General features: G+C 66.5%; 12 protein-coding genes. 7 read left to right on the top strand and 5 right to left on the bottom strand.

Features of this window, described 5'->3' with window-relative positions:
* Complete coding sequence (locus ACLBKT_RS02270) at positions 1 to 1,125, top strand: hypothetical protein (protein ID WP_410181358.1); 1,125 nt, start codon at positions 1 to 3, stop codon at positions 1,123 to 1,125.
* 9 nt (positions 1,126 to 1,134) lie between these two features.
* Here the strand turns inward: ACLBKT_RS02270 and ACLBKT_RS02265 are convergent, their stop codons facing one another.
* A complete protein-coding gene (locus ACLBKT_RS02265; RefSeq protein WP_410181357.1) occupies positions 1,135 to 2,784 on the bottom strand; it encodes a glycoside hydrolase family 43 protein in 1,650 nt (549 codons plus the stop codon).
* 96 nt (positions 2,785 to 2,880) lie between these two features.
* On the opposite strand from ACLBKT_RS02265, the gene ACLBKT_RS02260 reads away from it, so the two are divergent.
* The 6 genes from ACLBKT_RS02260 to ACLBKT_RS02235 all read left to right on the top strand — a co-directional run bounded on the left by ACLBKT_RS02260 (position 2,881) and on the right by ACLBKT_RS02235 (position 9,838).
* Positions 2,881 to 4,005, top strand: coding sequence for a fumarylacetoacetate hydrolase family protein (locus ACLBKT_RS02260; protein WP_410181356.1), 1,125 nt, complete (start codon positions 2,881 to 2,883; stop codon positions 4,003 to 4,005).
* Between the two features lie 100 nt (positions 4,006 to 4,105).
* On the top strand, positions 4,106 to 4,864 hold the full coding sequence (locus ACLBKT_RS02255; RefSeq protein ID WP_410183630.1) for an SDR family NAD(P)-dependent oxidoreductase: 759 nt from the start codon (positions 4,106 to 4,108) through the stop codon (positions 4,862 to 4,864).
* A complete protein-coding gene (locus tag ACLBKT_RS02250) occupies positions 4,861 to 5,739 on the top strand; it encodes an SMP-30/gluconolactonase/LRE family protein (protein WP_410181355.1) in 879 nt (292 codons plus the stop codon). The genes ACLBKT_RS02255 and ACLBKT_RS02250 overlap by 4 nt, the downstream gene beginning before the upstream one ends.
* Positions 5,739 to 7,652: a sialate O-acetylesterase gene (locus ACLBKT_RS02245; protein WP_410181354.1), complete on the top strand. Its 1,914-nt coding sequence runs from the start codon at positions 5,739 to 5,741 to the stop codon at positions 7,650 to 7,652. Before ACLBKT_RS02250 ends, ACLBKT_RS02245 begins: the two co-directional genes overlap by 1 nt.
* Entirely contained in the window at positions 7,649 to 8,971 is a 1,323-nt protein-coding gene (locus ACLBKT_RS02240; RefSeq protein ID WP_410181353.1) for a glycoside hydrolase 5 family protein, read from the top strand. The genes ACLBKT_RS02245 and ACLBKT_RS02240 overlap by 4 nt, the downstream gene beginning before the upstream one ends.
* Positions 8,972 to 8,992: 21 nt before the next feature.
* Positions 8,993 to 9,838 (top strand): aldose 1-epimerase, encoded by an 846-nt coding sequence (locus ACLBKT_RS02235; RefSeq protein WP_410181352.1) that lies wholly within the window; start codon positions 8,993 to 8,995, stop codon positions 9,836 to 9,838.
* Here the strand turns inward: ACLBKT_RS02235 and ACLBKT_RS02230 are convergent.
* The 4 genes from ACLBKT_RS02230 to ACLBKT_RS02215 all read right to left on the bottom strand — a co-directional run bounded on the left by ACLBKT_RS02230 (position 9,818) and on the right by ACLBKT_RS02215 (position 15,900).
* Positions 9,818 to 10,804 (bottom strand): family 43 glycosylhydrolase, encoded by a 987-nt coding sequence (locus ACLBKT_RS02230; protein ID WP_410181351.1) that lies wholly within the window; start codon positions 10,802 to 10,804, stop codon positions 9,818 to 9,820. The two genes, ACLBKT_RS02235 and ACLBKT_RS02230, sit on opposite strands and share 21 nt — an antisense overlap.
* Entirely contained in the window at positions 10,804 to 12,588 is a 1,785-nt protein-coding gene (locus tag ACLBKT_RS02225) for an IlvD/Edd family dehydratase (protein WP_410181350.1), read from the bottom strand. Before ACLBKT_RS02225 ends, ACLBKT_RS02230 begins: the two co-directional genes overlap by 1 nt.
* A complete protein-coding gene (locus ACLBKT_RS02220) occupies positions 12,585 to 13,709 on the bottom strand; it encodes a LacI family DNA-binding transcriptional regulator (RefSeq protein WP_410181349.1) in 1,125 nt (374 codons plus the stop codon). Before ACLBKT_RS02220 ends, ACLBKT_RS02225 begins: the two co-directional genes overlap by 4 nt.
* Positions 13,710 to 13,776: 67 nt before the next feature.
* Positions 13,777 to 15,900: an alpha-glucuronidase family glycosyl hydrolase gene (locus ACLBKT_RS02215; RefSeq protein ID WP_410181348.1), complete on the bottom strand. Its 2,124-nt coding sequence runs from the start codon at positions 15,898 to 15,900 to the stop codon at positions 13,777 to 13,779.
* Positions 15,901 to 15,952: the final 52 nt, after the last annotated feature.

The following is a 15,952-nucleotide window of genomic DNA, read 5'->3' as shown; positions in this document are numbered from 1 at the left end:
ATGAACCATACCTCGATCACCCTTGCCGCGGGCGCGGCGTTGCTGGCTGTTGCCGTGCCTGCGCTGGCCCAGCTCCCGCCCGAGCTTGCCGCGTTTGACGAACAGGTGCCGGGCGATCTCATCAACGATCCGACCCGGATCGATTGGGCGAGCTATGGCGACAGCTTCGAAACCAGCGGACGGCAAGCGGCCGACATCCCCGGCGGCGGCGCGGCGCGGGTGTTCGATATCAAGGCCAAGGGCGCGTTTCCCTACACCGTCGCCACCAACGTGCCACTGCTTGCCGAGATCAGCGCGGGCGATCAGGTCACAGTCGGCTTCTACGCCCGCGTGGTCAGCACCGAAAGGTCGGACGGCAAGGGGATCATCGGGGTGCGCTTTCAGGAAAACGCCGCGCCCTATGGCGGGTTCGGTGACACCACTATGCTCGTCGGGTCGGAGTGGGAATGGTATGAGGTAAGCGCGCGCGCCGACAAGCGCATCCGCAAGGCCGATGCCATCGTCGCGCTGCAATTGGCAGGTGCGCGGCAGCAGATCGAGATCGGTCAGACGATCGTGGTCAAGGGCTCGCCCACCATCATCGCCAAGCAGATCGCCGCCGCCGCACCGCAGCCGAGCCTGAAAGACCCGGCCAGCATCGAAATGCCCGATTCCCTGCGCAGCGCCGGGCAGCTGATCAATGATCCGATCAATCGCGCCTGGGCGCATGGTGGTGCCGGCGGGAGTTGGCAGGGGCTCGATATCCCCGAAATCTGGCTCCAGAAAGCCACCCGCTTCACCACCACCCAGGTGGGCGCAAACCGCTGGGATCTGACCACCGCGCTCCCGATCATTCCCGAGGTCAAGGAAGGCGATCAGTTCATGGTCGCCGTAGTCGCGCGCACGATCAGCGCACAGACCGATGACGGCAAGGGCCTGATCTACGCGCGGATGCAGAGCAGCACCCCGCCTTACGAAGGCTTTGGCGACAAGGTCTTCAAGATCGGCGACCGCTGGCAGATGGTCAACCTGCCCTTCACCGCCACGCGCGACTTCGGTGCGGGGGATGCGACCATCACGCTCCATTTTGCGGGCGCCGCGCAATCGGTCGAGATCGGGCCGGTCTATGTGTTCAAGACCAACTGAGCCCCTCCGCTAACCCGGCGAGAAAGCATAGGGGCCGACCACCAGCCCGGTGAACAGCCCGGCGTGGACCGAAGCGAGCGGCTCGACATTGATCGGGCCGCCGACGGCCTGCCATGCGCTCGCGTCTGCCGCACGCCAGAACACCCGCGCGCTGCCGCCATCAAGCGCGAGCTTGAGTTCGATCGGTGCATCTGTGGTGAGCGGTTGCTCGGCCACGATCACCCCGCTGCTGCCCTGCTCGGCCGACGTGCGCAAGCGCACCACCAATCGCCCACGCTCCTTGCCCGCGGCGAGGAAGTGGGTCTCGTCCATAAAGGCCAGCAGGCCGGCAAAATCGCCGTTGCGTTCAGGCGTGAAGGCGAGCCGGGTGGAGAACGCTGCGCGGTGATGGCGCAGGCGGCGACCGATGAAGGCGGGCTTGCCGAGGCTGCCCGCCGCCGCTGACCCGGCGATCATCCGCAACTCTCCCGCCGCGATGGCGAATGGGGGCGTCTGCCCGGGTGTGCGCAGGCCAATCCATTCATCGGACAGAGCGGCGTCGAATTCATCGCGCCAACTCGTCCATGCGGACCCGGGCGATGCGGGCAGGTTCGGCTTGGTGAGCACCATCGGCACGGCCTCCTGCCGGTCCAAGAAGCGCGGCCAGCCGTCTTGCCACCTGAGCGGCAGCAGGAACGTCTCGCGCCCCATCAGCGTCGATTGCCCGGCGAAGGGTCGGGTGGCGAGGAACACCCCCCACCACGATCCGTCATCCAGTTGGACAATATCGGCATGGCCTGTGGCCTCGACCCGTTCAGGGCGGCCAGCGGGCAGATCGCGCTGGGTCAGGATCGGATTGAACGGTCCGAGGGTGTAAGGCCCCGTCACCTTGGACGCGCGGTAGATCGTTTGCGAATGCTGGTCCGCCGTGCCGCCTTCGGCCGTCAGCAGATAGTACCATGCGCCGATCTTGTAGATGTGCGGCCCCTCGGCCCAGATCGGCTTGGTGCTGGGATCGACCCCGCCATCCACCAGCAAGGTGCGCCCCGGCAAGACTTTCATCGCCGCCGGATCGAACTCTTGCAGCCACAACGCGCGGTGGCCTTCGTATTTCGGCTCACCGGGCGGCGCATCATTGTAGACGATCCACGCCTTGCCATCGGCGTCGAAGAACAAGGAAGGGTCAATCCCGCCGAAATCGAGCCACGCCGGATCGCTCCACGGCCCGGCGGGATCGGTCGCGGTGATGACGAAATTACCGCCGCATTCGATGCAGGTGTTGACGATCCAGAAGCGCCCGCCGTGATGCGTGATCGCGGGGGCAAACAGCCCGCGATTGGTGCCGAGCCCGCTGAAATCGAGCTGCGTGGGGCGGTCGATGGCATTGCCGATCAGCCGCCAATTGACCAGATCGGTGCTGTGCAGGATCGGGAGGCCCGGAAACCAGCTGAAGGTCGAAGTGACGGCATAGAAATCATCGCCAACGCGCACAATCGACGGATCGGGGTGGAAGCCCGGCAAGACCGGATTGCGAAACGCGCCTTCAGGAACCGGCGCTTCGGCCTCGACCGATTCGTATGCGAGAAAGTCGAACGCGGCGATCACATCGCGCGCCGCTACGGCGTCTGCTGTCCCCATCAGCGCGAGTGCGCTCACCAGCCCGGTCATCCTGCGTGTCATCCCATTCCCTCCCGCTTATCGCTTGCTTTGGGGGCTTGTCGGCCCGTGATTGCGGTTCTATGGTAGCGCTATCAATGAGGAGGGCAAGAGCCAGCAATGGCCGAGAGGATTCTGGAAAGTCTGCCGGCGGATTACCGCCAGGGCCATTTCATCGGCCGGGCGCAATCGCCTGAGGGGCCGTGCGTCATCGCGATCGAAGGCGGCATGATCCATGACCTTACCGGCATCGCCAGCACCGTTTCCGGGGCCATCGCGCGGCGCAGCTTCAGCGGCGGCGCACCGATCGGTCTAGTCGAGGACGGCCTGCCCGAAGGCTGGCGCCTGCTCACCCCTATCGATCTGCAATGCATCAAGGCTGCCGGTGTTACTTTCGCTGTCTCAGCCATTGAGCGCGTGATCGAGGAACGGGCGCGCGGCGATGCCAATGAAGCCGCCGCAATCCGCGCCCAGCTTGAAGACAAGGTCGGGGCCGGGATCCGCGCCGTCATCCCCGGCAGTGATGCCGCAGCGCAGCTCAAGGCCGCGTTGATCGAAGAGGGCATGTGGTCGCAATATCTCGAGGTCGCGATCGGCCCGGATGCGGAGATCTTCTCCAAGGCACCGGTGCTGTCGGCGGTGGGCGCGGGTGCGCCCATCGGGGTGCGGTCGGATTCGCACTGGAACAACCCCGAACCCGAGGTCGTGCTAGTCTGCGATGCGCATGGCGCGGTGATCGGCGCGACGCTCGGCAATGACGTCAACCTGCGCGATTTCGAAGGCCGCTCAGCGCTGCTGCTGTCCAAGGCAAAGGACAACACCGCCAGCTGTGCGATTGGCCCCTTCATCCGCCTGTTTGACGACGGCTTCACCATTGATGATGTGCGCAGCGCCGATGTCGAACTCACCATCGAAGGCCCCGAGGGCTACCGCCTCGAAGGCCGCAACGACATGAGCCAGATCAGCCGCGATCCGCTCGATCTGGTGGCGCAGTGCCTGTCGGAACATCATTATCCCGATGGCTTCGTCCTGTTCTGCGGGACGCTGTTCGCACCCACGCAGGACCGCGATACGCCGGGAACCGGGTTCACGCACAAGGTGGGAGATGTGGTGACGATCCGCTCGCACCGGCTGGGCACTTTGACCAACACCGTCACAACCTCACGCGATGCTCCGGCATGGACGATGGGGATCGGCGGCTTTGTAAGCAACCTTGCCGCGCGCGGTCTTATCGACCGGATCTGACGGCAGGACATGATTTGACAAGGCGCGCCGGAGAGGGATCATCCGCCGCGTCACTGAGGGATGGGGACAAGTTTTGGACGCGCATTCGAGCAGCGCTGGCGTGCACAGCGCGATCTACCCGAGCCTGACCGGGCGCAAGGTGATCGTCAGTGGTGGCGGCTCCGGCATTGGTGAGGCGGTGGTGGAAGCCTTCGCCCGGCAAGGCGCAGCCGTCGCCTTTGTCGACATTCAGGAAAGCCCGAGCGAACAGCTGATCCGGCGGCTCGCGGATGTCGAAATCCCGCCGCACTTCCTGCGCTGCGACATCACCGATTGCGCCGATTACGGGCACAAGATCGAAAAGCTGATCACCAAGCTCGGCGGCTGCGACGTGCTGATCAACAATGCGGCGAGCGATGATCGTCACGCGCTTGATGATGTCACCCCCGCCTATTGGGACGAGCGGATGGCGGTGAACCTCAAGCACCAGTTCTTCGCCGCCAAAGCCGTGCTCCCCGCGATGCGGGCGGCGGGCGGCGGGTCGATCGTCAACATGGGCTCGATCAGCTGGCATCTGGGGCTGCAGGATCTGGTGATCTACCAGACCGCCAAGGCCGCCATCGAGGGCTTGACCCGCAGCCTGGCGCGCGAGCTGGGGCGGGACAACATCCGGGTCAACACCATCATCCCCGGGAACGTCCAGACCCCGCGCCAGATGCAGTGGTATTCGCCGGAAGGGGAGGCGGAAATCGTTTCCGCTCAATGCCTTGACGGCCGTATCCAGCCGGTCGATATTGCCGCGATGGCTCTCTTCCTCGCCTCGGACGACGCGCGCTATTGCACCGCGCACAATTACTGGGTCGATGCCGGATGGAGATGAGCCTGCCCGTCACCGCCGTGCTCGCCGCTGACACCTTGCTGGGTGAAGGTGTGCTGTGGGATGCCGAGCGGGCGATCGTCTGGTTCGTCGATATCAAGCGCAAGCGGCTGTGGCACCTTGACCCGGCCACGGGCAGCAATGGCTTTACCGAAGCGCCCGAACAGATCGGCTGGGCGATCCCCGCTGAAGGGGGCGGATTGCTGTGCGGGTTGAAGGACGGGCTCTACCTTTTCGCGCCGGAATCTCAAGCGTTCACAAAGCTTTGCGTGGTTCCGGGGGAGCCTGCCACCAACCGACTGAATGATGCCTGCACCGATCCCTGGGGTCGGGTGTGGTTCGGGTCGATGGATGATGCCGAGGGGGCCGCGTCGGGCCGGTTCTATGTTTTCGACCGGGGTGAGATCCGCCCTGCCGGGCCAAGCGGGATCGCCATTACCAATGGCCCTGCGGTCAACGCTCAGGGGGACCGGATCTACTTCACCGATACCATCGCCCAGAAGATCATGGTCGCCGACCTTTCATCCGCCGGTGTAGGCGAGGCGCGGCTCTTCGCCGATACCGCGGCGCACTTCCCTACCGCCTACCCCGATGGGCCGGTGGTCGATGCCGAGGATCATGTCTGGACCGGGCTCTATCTTGGCGGCTGCGTCGCCCGCTTTGCGCCCGATGGCAAGCTGGTCGCGACCGTCCCCATGCCCGCCCGCGACATCACCAAGATGGCGTTCGGCGGGACAGACTGCAAAACGGGTTTCGTCACCTCCGCAACCAAGAACATGTCCCAACAGGACATGGCGGAGAGGCCGCTCGCAGGGAGCCTGTTTGCCTTCGCCGCGCCCGTTGCCGGGTTTGCGCAGACGCGCGCCAGGCTCGGCTGATGTTACGTCTTTTCAAAGTTTTGCCGGTCACTCTTGCGACGCTGTGGTCCGCCGCAGCCCTTTCCAACCCGGTGCTGGACGCCGGATTTGGCGACAATATGGTGCTGCAATCCGGCGCGCCGCTGACGCTCTCCGGGCGCGCAAAACCGGGAACAACCGTGACACTACGGCTTGATGACCGCGCAACCACTGCAGAATCCGACGGCAACGGCGCCTTTTTGGCCACTTTGCCCGCGCAATCCAACTCCGCCGCGCCGCACACCCTGACGATCAGCGATTCCGCAGGTTCAACAACCTATCGCAACATTCTGATCGGAAACGTCTTTTTGTGCAGCGGCCAGTCCAACATGGAGCTTTCGGTCGATCGGGCGCTCGATGTCTCCAACCAGCTGCGCCTCGCCGCCGATGACGGCATCCGGTTGCTCATGATTCCCAAGGCGACCGCGCCTCTGCCGCAAGCGCAATTCGCCAGCCCGGTCGCATGGACCCCGGCGACCAGCGCAACCGTCGCGCCCTTTTCCGCAGCCTGCTTCTACATGGCCAAGGCACTGCGGAAGAAAGACCCCGCCACGCCGATCGGCCTCATCCATTCGAACTGGGGCGGCAGCGCCGCGCGCGCGTGGTATGATCCGCAAGGCGCGCGTGAACGCCACGGTGAGGCCGCGCTCGATCAGCTCGCGCTCTACGCCCGTGATCCCTATGCCGCCGCCCAGGCCTTCGTCCCGCAGTGGTTCGACTGGTGGCGGTCGCAGGACAAGGGGCGCGAGCCGTGGAAAAATCCCGCGCTGCTCGACTGGAAGCCGATCCCGCAATTTTCCTTCTGGAACGAATGGAAGGGCACCGGGCTCGACACAAATCCGCGCGCCAATCTGTGGCTGCGCCAGACCATCACGCTGACCGCGCAGCAGGCCAAGTGGGATGGCAGCCTCGCCATCGGTGCCATCGACGATCTCGACCTGACCTTCGTCAACGGCCATCCGGTCGGCTACACCTTCGGCTGGGGGACGGAGCGCACCTACCGCGTGCCGGCCAAGCACCTAAAGCCGGGCGAAAACACCATCCTGATCGCCGCCAACAATATGTGGGACACCGGCGGCTTCTTCGCCGGGCCGGAGCGGCTACACTTCACCGCCGCCAATGGGGAGCGCATCCCGCTGGGCGCGGATTGGGACTACGCGACCACCACTGTCACCGACGTTCCCCCGCGCGCGCCGTGGGATGCCAATGCGGGCATCGGGGTGATGCACAATGCGATGATCGCGCCGCTCGGCCGGATGACGCTGGCAGGCGTGGCCTGGTATCAGGGCGAATCCGACGCGGGACAGCCCGCCTATGACGCCAAGCTTGCCAGCCTGTTTGCCGGATGGCGCCGCCAGTTCGGCCCGCAGACCCGGATGCTGGTGGTGCAGCTCGCCGATTGGGGAGAGCGCCGCTCTGCGCCGGGCGAGTCCGGCTGGGGCCAACTGCGCGACGAACAGCGCCGCGCCGTCGTCGCCGACGGCAACGCCGCCCTCGTCACCGCGATCGACATTGGCGAGCCGACCGACATTCACCCCGCCAACAAGAACGATCTGGGCAAAAGGCTGGCCGAAGCCTTCAATGGCCGCCGGTTGCCGATGCCCGAACGCGCGGTGCGTGAAGGCGCGAATGTCGCGGTCAGCTTCACCGGGATCGAAGGCGCATTGCAGGCGCAGGGCGGCCCCTACCCGCTCGGCGTCGAACTGTGCGAGGCGGCGCCGGGCACCTGCCGCTTTGCGCTCGCCAGCCTTGATGGCAGCCGCATGGTGATCCCCGCGCCGCCGGGCATGACGCCCACCCGCGTGCGCTATGCCTGGGCCGATGCGCCCGTGGTCAATCTGGTCGATGGCGGCGGGATGCCCGTCCCCGGCTTCGGCCTCGATATCGCGCCGTGAGGCTGACGCGCCGTGAGGCCGTTGCCGGAGCGGCCGGGACGCTGGCACTCAGCAGCGTCCCGGCGCGGGGTGAGACCCCTGCTCCCGGCTTCGTCACCCGCCAAGGCACGCAGCTCGTCCGGGGCAAGACGCCATACCGGATCACCGGCGCGAACCTGTGGTATGCCGCATGGCTGGGCGCGGATGCGGCCTATGGCAACCGCGCGCGGCTGATCCGCGAGCTTGACCGGCTGCAAGCGCTCGGCATCAACAATCTCAGGATCATGGCGGCGGCCGAGGAAGGCCCGCTCAAGAATGCTATCACGCCCGGCTTCACCCGCCCCGATGGCAGCGCCAATGCGGCGCTGTTCGCAGGTCTCGACTTCGCGCTGGCGGAGATTGCGAAGCGCGGGATGACGGCGGTGCTGGTGCTGTCGAATTTCTGGGAGTGGTCGGGCGGCTTGCAGACCCTGCTCTACCGCACCACCGGCACCTATATCGACATGGGCGATCCGGCGCATCCCTGGCCCGCCTTCGCCGATGCCACCGCCGCGGTCTACGCCAACCGGGATGCCGTCGCGCTGTACCGCAAGCATATCCGCAGCCTGCTGGCCCGCCGCAACAGCGTGAACGGCGTGGCTTATGCGCAAGACCCGGCGATCATGAGCTGGCAGCTCGCGAACGAACCACGCCCGGGCGGCAGCAAGGCCGCGATCGCCGCCAACCGCGCAGCCTATCTCGGCTGGATTGCCGAGACCGCCGCACTGATCCGCGCTGGCTCGCCGCGGCATCTGGTGAGCCTCGGGCAGGAAGGGACGCAGGCGACCAACGGCGATGCGGAACTGGTCGCCGCGGCGCATCGCGATGTGGACTATGTCACCGCCCATATCTGGCCGCTCAACTGGGGCTGGGTGGCAGGGAGCGATCTGGCCGGGACATGGCCGGAAGGGCGGCGCAAGGTCGCCGAGTATGTCGCCGCCCATGTCGCCATTGCCGAACGCCTCGGCAAGCCGCTGGTGATCGAGGAGTTCGGCTTCCCGCGCGATGGCGAGGCCTATGGGCCGGAGGCCGCGACCACCTTCCGCGAAGCCTATTACGGCGTCATTTACGACGCGGTCGAAGCCAGCTGGCGCAGCGGCGGGGTGATCGCGGGGAGCAACTTCTGGGCGTGGAATGGCGAAGCGCGCGCGGCCCATGCCGATTTCCGCTTTGCCACCGGCGACGCCGCCTATATGGGCGACCCGCCGCACGAGCCGCAGGGTTGGTACGGCGTATTCGATAGCGACACCGGGATGCAGGATCGGATCCGCGCCCACGCCGCCCGCGCGCTGACAGACTGATCGTACAGAGGTTTTTCCGCAATGGCCGAGCTTGTTCTCCAGAGCGGCGCTTGGCACGCGCGGGTGCTGCCGGATGCGGGCGGGCTGATTGCGGCGCTGGCGTGCGGCGACATGCCGGTGCTGCGGGCGATGCCTTCCAGCTCGCGCTCACCGCTCGATGCGGCGTGTTTTCCTATGGTGCCGTGGTGCAACCGGATTGCCGAGGGGCGCTTCGCTTGGGAGAGCGCGGTGGTGGCGCTGGCGCGCAATTTCCTTCCCGAACGCCACGCCATCCACGGTCATGGCTGGCAATCGGTCTGGGCGGTGGAGAGCCATGGCCCCGCTCACTGCACGCTGGTGCATCGCCATGATGGCAGAGCGCCGGGCTGGCCCTGGGCCTATCTGGCGCGCCAGCAAATCGTTTTGAGCGATGCGGGGTGTGCGATCACGCTGTCGCTGACCAATCATTCGGAGCGGCTGATGCCTGCCGGCCTCGGCCTCCACCCCTATCTGCGCCGCCGACCGGAAAGCCGGGTGCGGTTTGCAGCGGCGGATGTGGTCGCGGTCGGCGCGGACCTGATCCCGACGGGCGAGCGCCTGCCGCCTGCCCATTTCGCTGACTTTGCGGCGGGCGCGGCTCTGCCGGCGCGGCTGATCGACCATTGCTTCACCGGCTGGGACGGCACGGCGAGCGTTACCGATGACTGCGGCACGATCACGCTGGCGGCGGAGGGCGCGGGGCTGCTGCATCTCTACGCGCCCGACAATCCCGCGATCCTCTGTCTTGAGCCGGTCAGCCACCTGCCCGACGCCGCCAATGCCGGAGCCATGCCGCTCTGCGCGCCGGGCGAGACGGTGAGCGTCAGCCTACGGATCGGCGTCGCTTAGAGCAGTCACACCGGCGGCGGTCTGCGTGACGGGGCGCATCAGGCCTTGCGCGTCATAGCTGAGGTGTTCCACCGTCACCGCCCGCCGCCCGAGCGCGCCGTTCCGCTCACCGATGGTCAGCGCGGCGTTGTGGAGGAACAGATACCACCGGCCTTTGAATTCGGCGATGCCGGGATGGATGGTGAAGCTGCCCTCCCCCGATCCGGTCAACTCCCCGCGATAGGTCCACGGCCCGTCCAGCGATGTCGCCGTGGCATAGGACACCCGCTCGTCGGTATGCGTCGCGCGGTCCAGTGAGGCGTAGGTGAGGTAATAGAGCCCGCCCCGCTTGTGCAGCCACGGGCCTTCCTCGAAATGCGGCGGGGTGATCTCGCGGATCGGGCCGTCAATGCTGACCATGTCCGCGCCCAGCCTGACGATGTAGCACTGGCGGTTGCCCCACGCGATCCAGGTGGTGCCGTCATCGTCGGTAAAGACGGTGGGGTCGATGTCCTCCCAGCTGTGGGTCCCCTTGGGGGTCATGTCGTTGCTGATCAGCGCTGCGCCCTTGGCGTCGGTAAAGGGGCCTTCGGGGCGGTCGGCAACCGCGACCGCGATGGCCTTGCCCGGTTTGGTCGCGTCATGCTCGACCGCCGCGTAGAGCCAGTAGCGACCGCCCTTTGCGATCACCTGCGCCGCCCATGCGTCCTTGGCGGCCCATGCGAAGTCCGCCACCTTCATGATCGGGCCGTGATAGGTCCACGTCCGCATGTCGGTGGTCGAATAGGCGAGCCATTCGCGCATGTTGAACATCTCGCCCTCGCCCGCCTCGTCATGGCCGGTGTAGAGCCAGAGGCGATCCCCGATCACCACCGGCGCGGGGTCGGCGGTGAAGCGGTCGCGGATGATCGGGTTGCTGCCCGGCGATGGTGCCTCTGCGGCCAGAGGCGTTGCGGCCAGCAGCAAAGTCAGGGCGAGGCGGCGCATCAATGGTTATGCCGCGGCAGCTTTTTCGCCGTGCCCCGGTACTTGAGCGCAAACTCCATCACGCCGCCTTCGGCCAATTGGCCGGTTTTCTCGCGGTAGAGTTCCTCCCACGGGGTCTGGCTGTCGGGCACCGGCGGGCAAGCCTCCTCGGCCAGCCGCCGCGCAATCTCCGCCTCCTCAACCAGCGCATCGCAGCGCCGGGTGTTGAGATCGACGCGGATCACATCCCCCGTTCGCAGCCACGCGAGCCCCCCGCCGACCGCGCTTTCCGGGCTGACGTTGAGGATCGAGGGGCTGTCGCTCGTCCCGGATTGTCGCCCGTCGCCCAGCGTCGGCAGCCATTGCTTGCCCGCGCGGATCATCGCGTCGGGCGGCTGCATGTTGACCACCTCCGCGCTCCCCGGCCAGCCGACCACGCCCGAGCCGCGGATCACGAGGATGCAATCCTCGTCGATGTTCAGGGCAGGATCGTTGATGCGGTGGTGGTAATCGTCCGACCCGTCGAACACGATCGCCCGCGCCTCGAACACGCCTTCGGAGCCGGGGCGCGAGAGGTAGCGGGCGCGGAAGGCTTCGGAGATCACCGAGGTCTTCAGAATCGCAAAGTCGAACAGATTGCCCGAGAGCACCATGAACCCCGCGCGGTCGATCAGCGGATCGGCGAAGGGCCGGATCATCTCACGATCATGGCTTTCGGCGCCTGTGAGGTTCTCGGCCATCGTCAGGCCGGTGCAGGTCAGCACATCGCCATGCAGCTTGCCCGCCTGCAACAGCTCCCACAAGGCCGCCGGAACCCCGCCCGCGCGGTGGAAGCGCTCCCCGAGATATTGCCCCGCAGGCTGCATGTTCACCAGCAGCGGCAGATCATAGCCGTGCTTCTGCCAGATATCGGTTTCGAGGCTCACACCCGCGTGCGCCGCCATCGCCATGATGTGCGGCTGGGCGTTGGACGATCCGCCGATCACGCTGACCGCGGCAATCGCGTTTTCGAACGCCTTGCGCGTGAGAATGTCGGAGGGCTTCAGGTCTTCGAGCACCATCTCGACAATCCGCTTGCCCGTGCGATAGGCCATCTGCCCGCGCTCGCGATAGGGCGCGGGGATCGCGGCGCAGCCGGTGAGCGACATGCCCAGCGCCTCGGCCACCGCGTTCATGGTGCTGGCCGTGCCCATCGAATTGCAGTGCCCGGCGGAGGGCGCGCTGTCGGTCGCGCGGCGCAGAAACTCGTCCTCGTCGATCTCGCCCGCCGCCAGCTTGCGGCGACTGCGCCAGATAACGGTGCCAGAGCCCACCAGCTCGCCTTCGTGCCAACCGTCAAGCATTGGCCCGCCGCTCAGCACAATCGCCGGGATATCGACCGTGGACGCCGCCATGATCTGCGAGGGCGTGGTCTTGTCGCAGCCGGTGGTCAGCACCACGCCATCGATCGGATAGCCGTTCAACAACTCCACCAGTCCGAGATAGAGCAGGTTGCGATCCAGCGCGGCGGTCGGCCGGCGGCAGTTCTCGAAGATCGGGTGGACGGGAAATTCCATCGGGATGCCGCCTGCATCACGGATGCCATCGCGGGTGCGCTTGGCCAGATCGATGTGGATGCGGTTGCAGGGGCTGAGATCGCTGCCGGATTGCGCGATGCCGATGATCGGCTTGCCGCTTTGCAATTCCTCGGGCGTGATCCCGTAATTCATGAACCGCTCGAGGTAGAGCGCCGTCATATCCATACGTTCGCGGTTGTCGAACCAGTCGCGCGAACGCAGACGGCGGGGGGTGGTATTATCGGTCATGGGCTCCCGGGAGGCTTGCTGAAGGATGCGGCAAGGCTGGGCCCTGCGTCGGAATTGCGGCGGATGAGCTGGTAGGCGAGCGTCAGCTGCTCCGCCTTGGCGCGGGCGATGCGCGGCTTCTGCTTGTGGACGCGGGCGATCATGGCGACGGCCTCGGCGGTCATTTCACGGATCGGCTGACGGATGGTGGTAAGCTCGGGCCAGATCGAGCTGGCCAGCTCGGTATCGTCGAACCCGCAAACCGTGATGTCGCCCGGCACGTCGAGATGCCGCCGGTGCGCCATGGCAACGGTGGCGGCGGCCATGTCGTCATTGGAGGCGAAGATCGCGGTGGGACGATGGCTGGCGCTCAGCAGCTTTTCCGCCGCGACCATGCCCGACCGATAGGTGAACTGGCCCTGCGCGATCAGGCTTTCGTCAATCGCCAGCCCGGCATCCTCCATCGCTGACCGGTAGCCGAGCAGACGCCGCCCGCTCGCCACCTGTTCGGGATTGCCGATGATGAAGCCGATCCGTTCATGCCCAAGGCTGATGATGTGCCGGGTCATGTCATAGGCGGCCTGGAACTCGTCGATCAGCACCGCGCCGTGGCTGCCGGTCGCGCGCCCCGGGCCGACCGCGACCGCGATCCCGCCCGCAGCGCGGATCTGGTCGAGCACGTTCTGATCGTCGCACAGCGGCGGAGGCAGGATGAAGCCTTCGATCCCCCCGTCGAGCAGCTTCTTGATCACCTTCTGCGCTTCGGTGGTGTTCTCGCAGGCCTGCACGACCAGATAGATGTCGCGGCGGCTCGCCTCCTCCAGCGCGCCCATCAGGAATTCGCTGAGGTAGGAGGCGGAAGGGTTGTCGAACAGCAGCGCGATCCGCAACTGCGATCCCGCCGCCAGCGAGCGCGCCGCGCGGTTGGGGACGTAGTTGAGCTTCGCAATCGCGCTCAGGACCTTCTGCTTGGTGTCCTCGCGCACGTTCTCCTCGCCATTGATGACCCGGCTGACGGTCATGGGCGAACACTTCGCTTCGCGGGCGACATCGGTGATGGTCGGGGCGGCATTGCTCCGCCGGGCATTGCGTTTGCGGCCCGGAGCGGTGGTCTCTGCGGTGAGGGATTTGGCGCTGTTCATGGCAGCCGCCATACTGCGATGCGCCGAGTGTCAGCAAGCACGATGATCAGCGCTACCATGAGCCGTCTCATTGGCCGGGCGCCTCGGGAAAGGTGCGCGCTTTGTAGGCCTCAAGCCGCTCCGGGATCGGCGCGGCGCCGACGGGAAGCGGGAGGCCGTGAAGCGATTGCCAAAAGCTGAGCGACGCGTCGCGCCACCAGCGCGCTTCGGTGAGTTGGATGGCGAGATCGGCTGCAACGGCGGCGTGGCGCTCCGGGTCGATATGCGGGGTGAGGCTCGTCCAGCCCTGCTGCCGCGCCTGGGCCTCGAGTACGCCCCAGCCATAGGCGTTGACCAGTTCCTCCCACAGCGTCCGCCCGCTCGCCATGCGATGATCCCACGGCAGGTGATGGAACCACAGCAGATGGCGCGGGTCGGTGGTCGCCGGATCGCTCCAGCGGGCCGCTATCGACGGTGCATATTGGGCGAGCGCGTCGGAACCGGTAGCGGTGCGGTCAAACCCGATCCCGCGCCGGTCGGCCCGGTGATAGTAGCACGGGTTCCAGTCTGCCCGCTCCAGATCGCACACCCACGGGCCGGGGCCATAGTGATGGCCGGTCGCCATGAGGTGAGCAAGGCCGAGCGGGCCGGTGTATTTCACCAGAGTTTCGCGGCTGGTGAGCATCATCCGCACGATCCCGTCACGCGGCCCGGGCGCGCGGGTGAAGGTCAGCGCGGTCCATTCGCGGGCGATCTGTTCGCTGGTCAGCGTGGGATCCCACGCCAGCCGCCCGAAGGCGTACCAGTTGGCCTGGTCGAAATGCGTTCCGGTCCAGTTGCGGTCCGCGCCGATGTTGGCGACCCCCGTCATGCCAACGGGGCTGACGATCTGCGCCACGGTTCCGCCCCGCCCGGTGTCGGCCTCCAGCACTTCCTTCCACAGCGGCGCAAGATAGACGATGCCGGTCGCCTGCCCGAGATATTCGCGGGTGATCTGCGCCTCCAGCATCACTTTGGTCCGGGGCAGCGCGCCGAACAGGGGGTGGAACGGCTCGCGCGGCTGGAAATCGAGCGGGCCGTTCTTGACCTGCAGGATGACGTTACTGGCAAACTGACCATCAAGCGGCTGGAACTCGGCATAGGCCTGCATCGTCCGGTCGGTATCGTCCTCGGCCCGGTAAACAAAGGCGCGCCAGACCACCGTGCCGCGGTCGCCCAGCGCGGCGGCGAGCATGTTCGCGCCCTCGGCATGGGTGCGGCCATAGTCCTGCGGGCCGGGCTGGCCTTCGGAGTTGGCCTTGACGAGAAACCCGCCGAAATCGGGGATGGCGGCGTAAATCTCATCCGCCTTGGCCCGCCACCAGGCCGCGACCGCAGCGTCGATCGGGTCGGCGGTGGCGAGCCCGCCGATGTCCTTCGGGGCCGAGAACCGCGCCGACAGGAACACCCGGATGCCATAGGGCCGCCACGCGTCCGCCAGCCGCTTGAGCTTCGCGATGTACCGCGACTCCAGCATGAAGGCGCGGGCGTTGACGTTGTTCACCACCACCGCATTGATGCCCACGCTCGCATTGGCGCGGGCATAGTCGATCATGCGGGGATCGAGCTTTTCGGGCAGGTGCCACCAGTCAAAGATCGAGCGCCCGGCATAGCCGCGTTCGACATGGCCATCGGGATTGTCCCAATGGTTGAGCATCCTGAGCGGCATGGCGGGGGCAGAAAAGGCCTCGGCGTCCGCCACGGTGCCGGTCGCTCCGACGTGGCGGACCAGCGCGAAGGCACCATAGAGCAGACCAAGATCGTCGTTGGCGGTGATCAGGATACGGCCCGAATGCACGGCGCGGATCGAATAGCTGCCCGGTGGCGCGCCTGCCAATCGCGGATCCTTGGGATAGCCGCCGGATTCGAGCCGGTCTGCGCGCGCGAGGACCAGCGCGGGATGGGTCGAGGGTTCGAGCCCGGTCATGCCCGCACCCGCCTGCCCCAGTTCATCCACCGCCAGTTGCACGGTTGGCGACATCGCCGCGAGCACCTGGACGCCCCGCCCCAAATAAGGCCGCGCCGCCTGCGCCTCGGCTGCCGACAGCGGCGCCTGACGCAACCATAGGTCGTAGCCATCCTCAGCATGCAGCGAAGCGAACGGGACCATCGCTGCCCCCACCGCCACAATCAGCATCGCAAGCCGGTTGACAAGGCCCGTCCCTCTCATCATGGTAGCGCTACCACAAACAGGCGGTCAGTCAAGCCGTCGTGGCAGGAGAGGG

It is taken from the genome of Erythrobacter sp. W302b, from assembly GCF_046452395.1.
Taxonomy (GTDB): Bacteria; Pseudomonadota; Alphaproteobacteria; order Sphingomonadales; family Sphingomonadaceae; genus Erythrobacter.
Note: the sequence above shows the minus strand (reverse complement) of the source record. Positions and strands in the feature narration are given on the sequence as shown.

Bases quoted from the DNA above. Each gene is read 5' to 3' on its own strand.
- ACLBKT_RS02270 (WP_410181358.1), top strand. From the start codon at position 1: ATGAACCATACCTCGATCACCCTTGCCGCGGGCGCGGCGTTGCTGGCT.
- ACLBKT_RS02265 (WP_410181357.1), bottom strand. From the start codon at position 2,784: ATGACACGCAGGATGACCGGGCTGGTGAGCGCACTCGCGCTGATGGGG.
- ACLBKT_RS02260 (WP_410181356.1), top strand. From the start codon at position 2,881: ATGGCCGAGAGGATTCTGGAAAGTCTGCCGGCGGATTACCGCCAGGGC.
- ACLBKT_RS02250 (WP_410181355.1), top strand. From the start codon at position 4,861: ATGAGCCTGCCCGTCACCGCCGTGCTCGCCGCTGACACCTTGCTGGGT.
- ACLBKT_RS02245 (WP_410181354.1), top strand. From the start codon at position 5,739: ATGTTACGTCTTTTCAAAGTTTTGCCGGTCACTCTTGCGACGCTGTGG.
- ACLBKT_RS02235 (WP_410181352.1), top strand. From the start codon at position 8,993: ATGGCCGAGCTTGTTCTCCAGAGCGGCGCTTGGCACGCGCGGGTGCTG.
- ACLBKT_RS02230 (WP_410181351.1), bottom strand. From the start codon at position 10,804: ATGCGCCGCCTCGCCCTGACTTTGCTGCTGGCCGCAACGCCTCTGGCC.
- ACLBKT_RS02225 (WP_410181350.1), bottom strand. From the start codon at position 12,588: ATGACCGATAATACCACCCCCCGCCGTCTGCGTTCGCGCGACTGGTTC.
- ACLBKT_RS02220 (WP_410181349.1), bottom strand. From the start codon at position 13,709: ATGAACAGCGCCAAATCCCTCACCGCAGAGACCACCGCTCCGGGCCGC.
- ACLBKT_RS02215 (WP_410181348.1), bottom strand. From the start codon at position 15,900: ATGATGAGAGGGACGGGCCTTGTCAACCGGCTTGCGATGCTGATTGTG.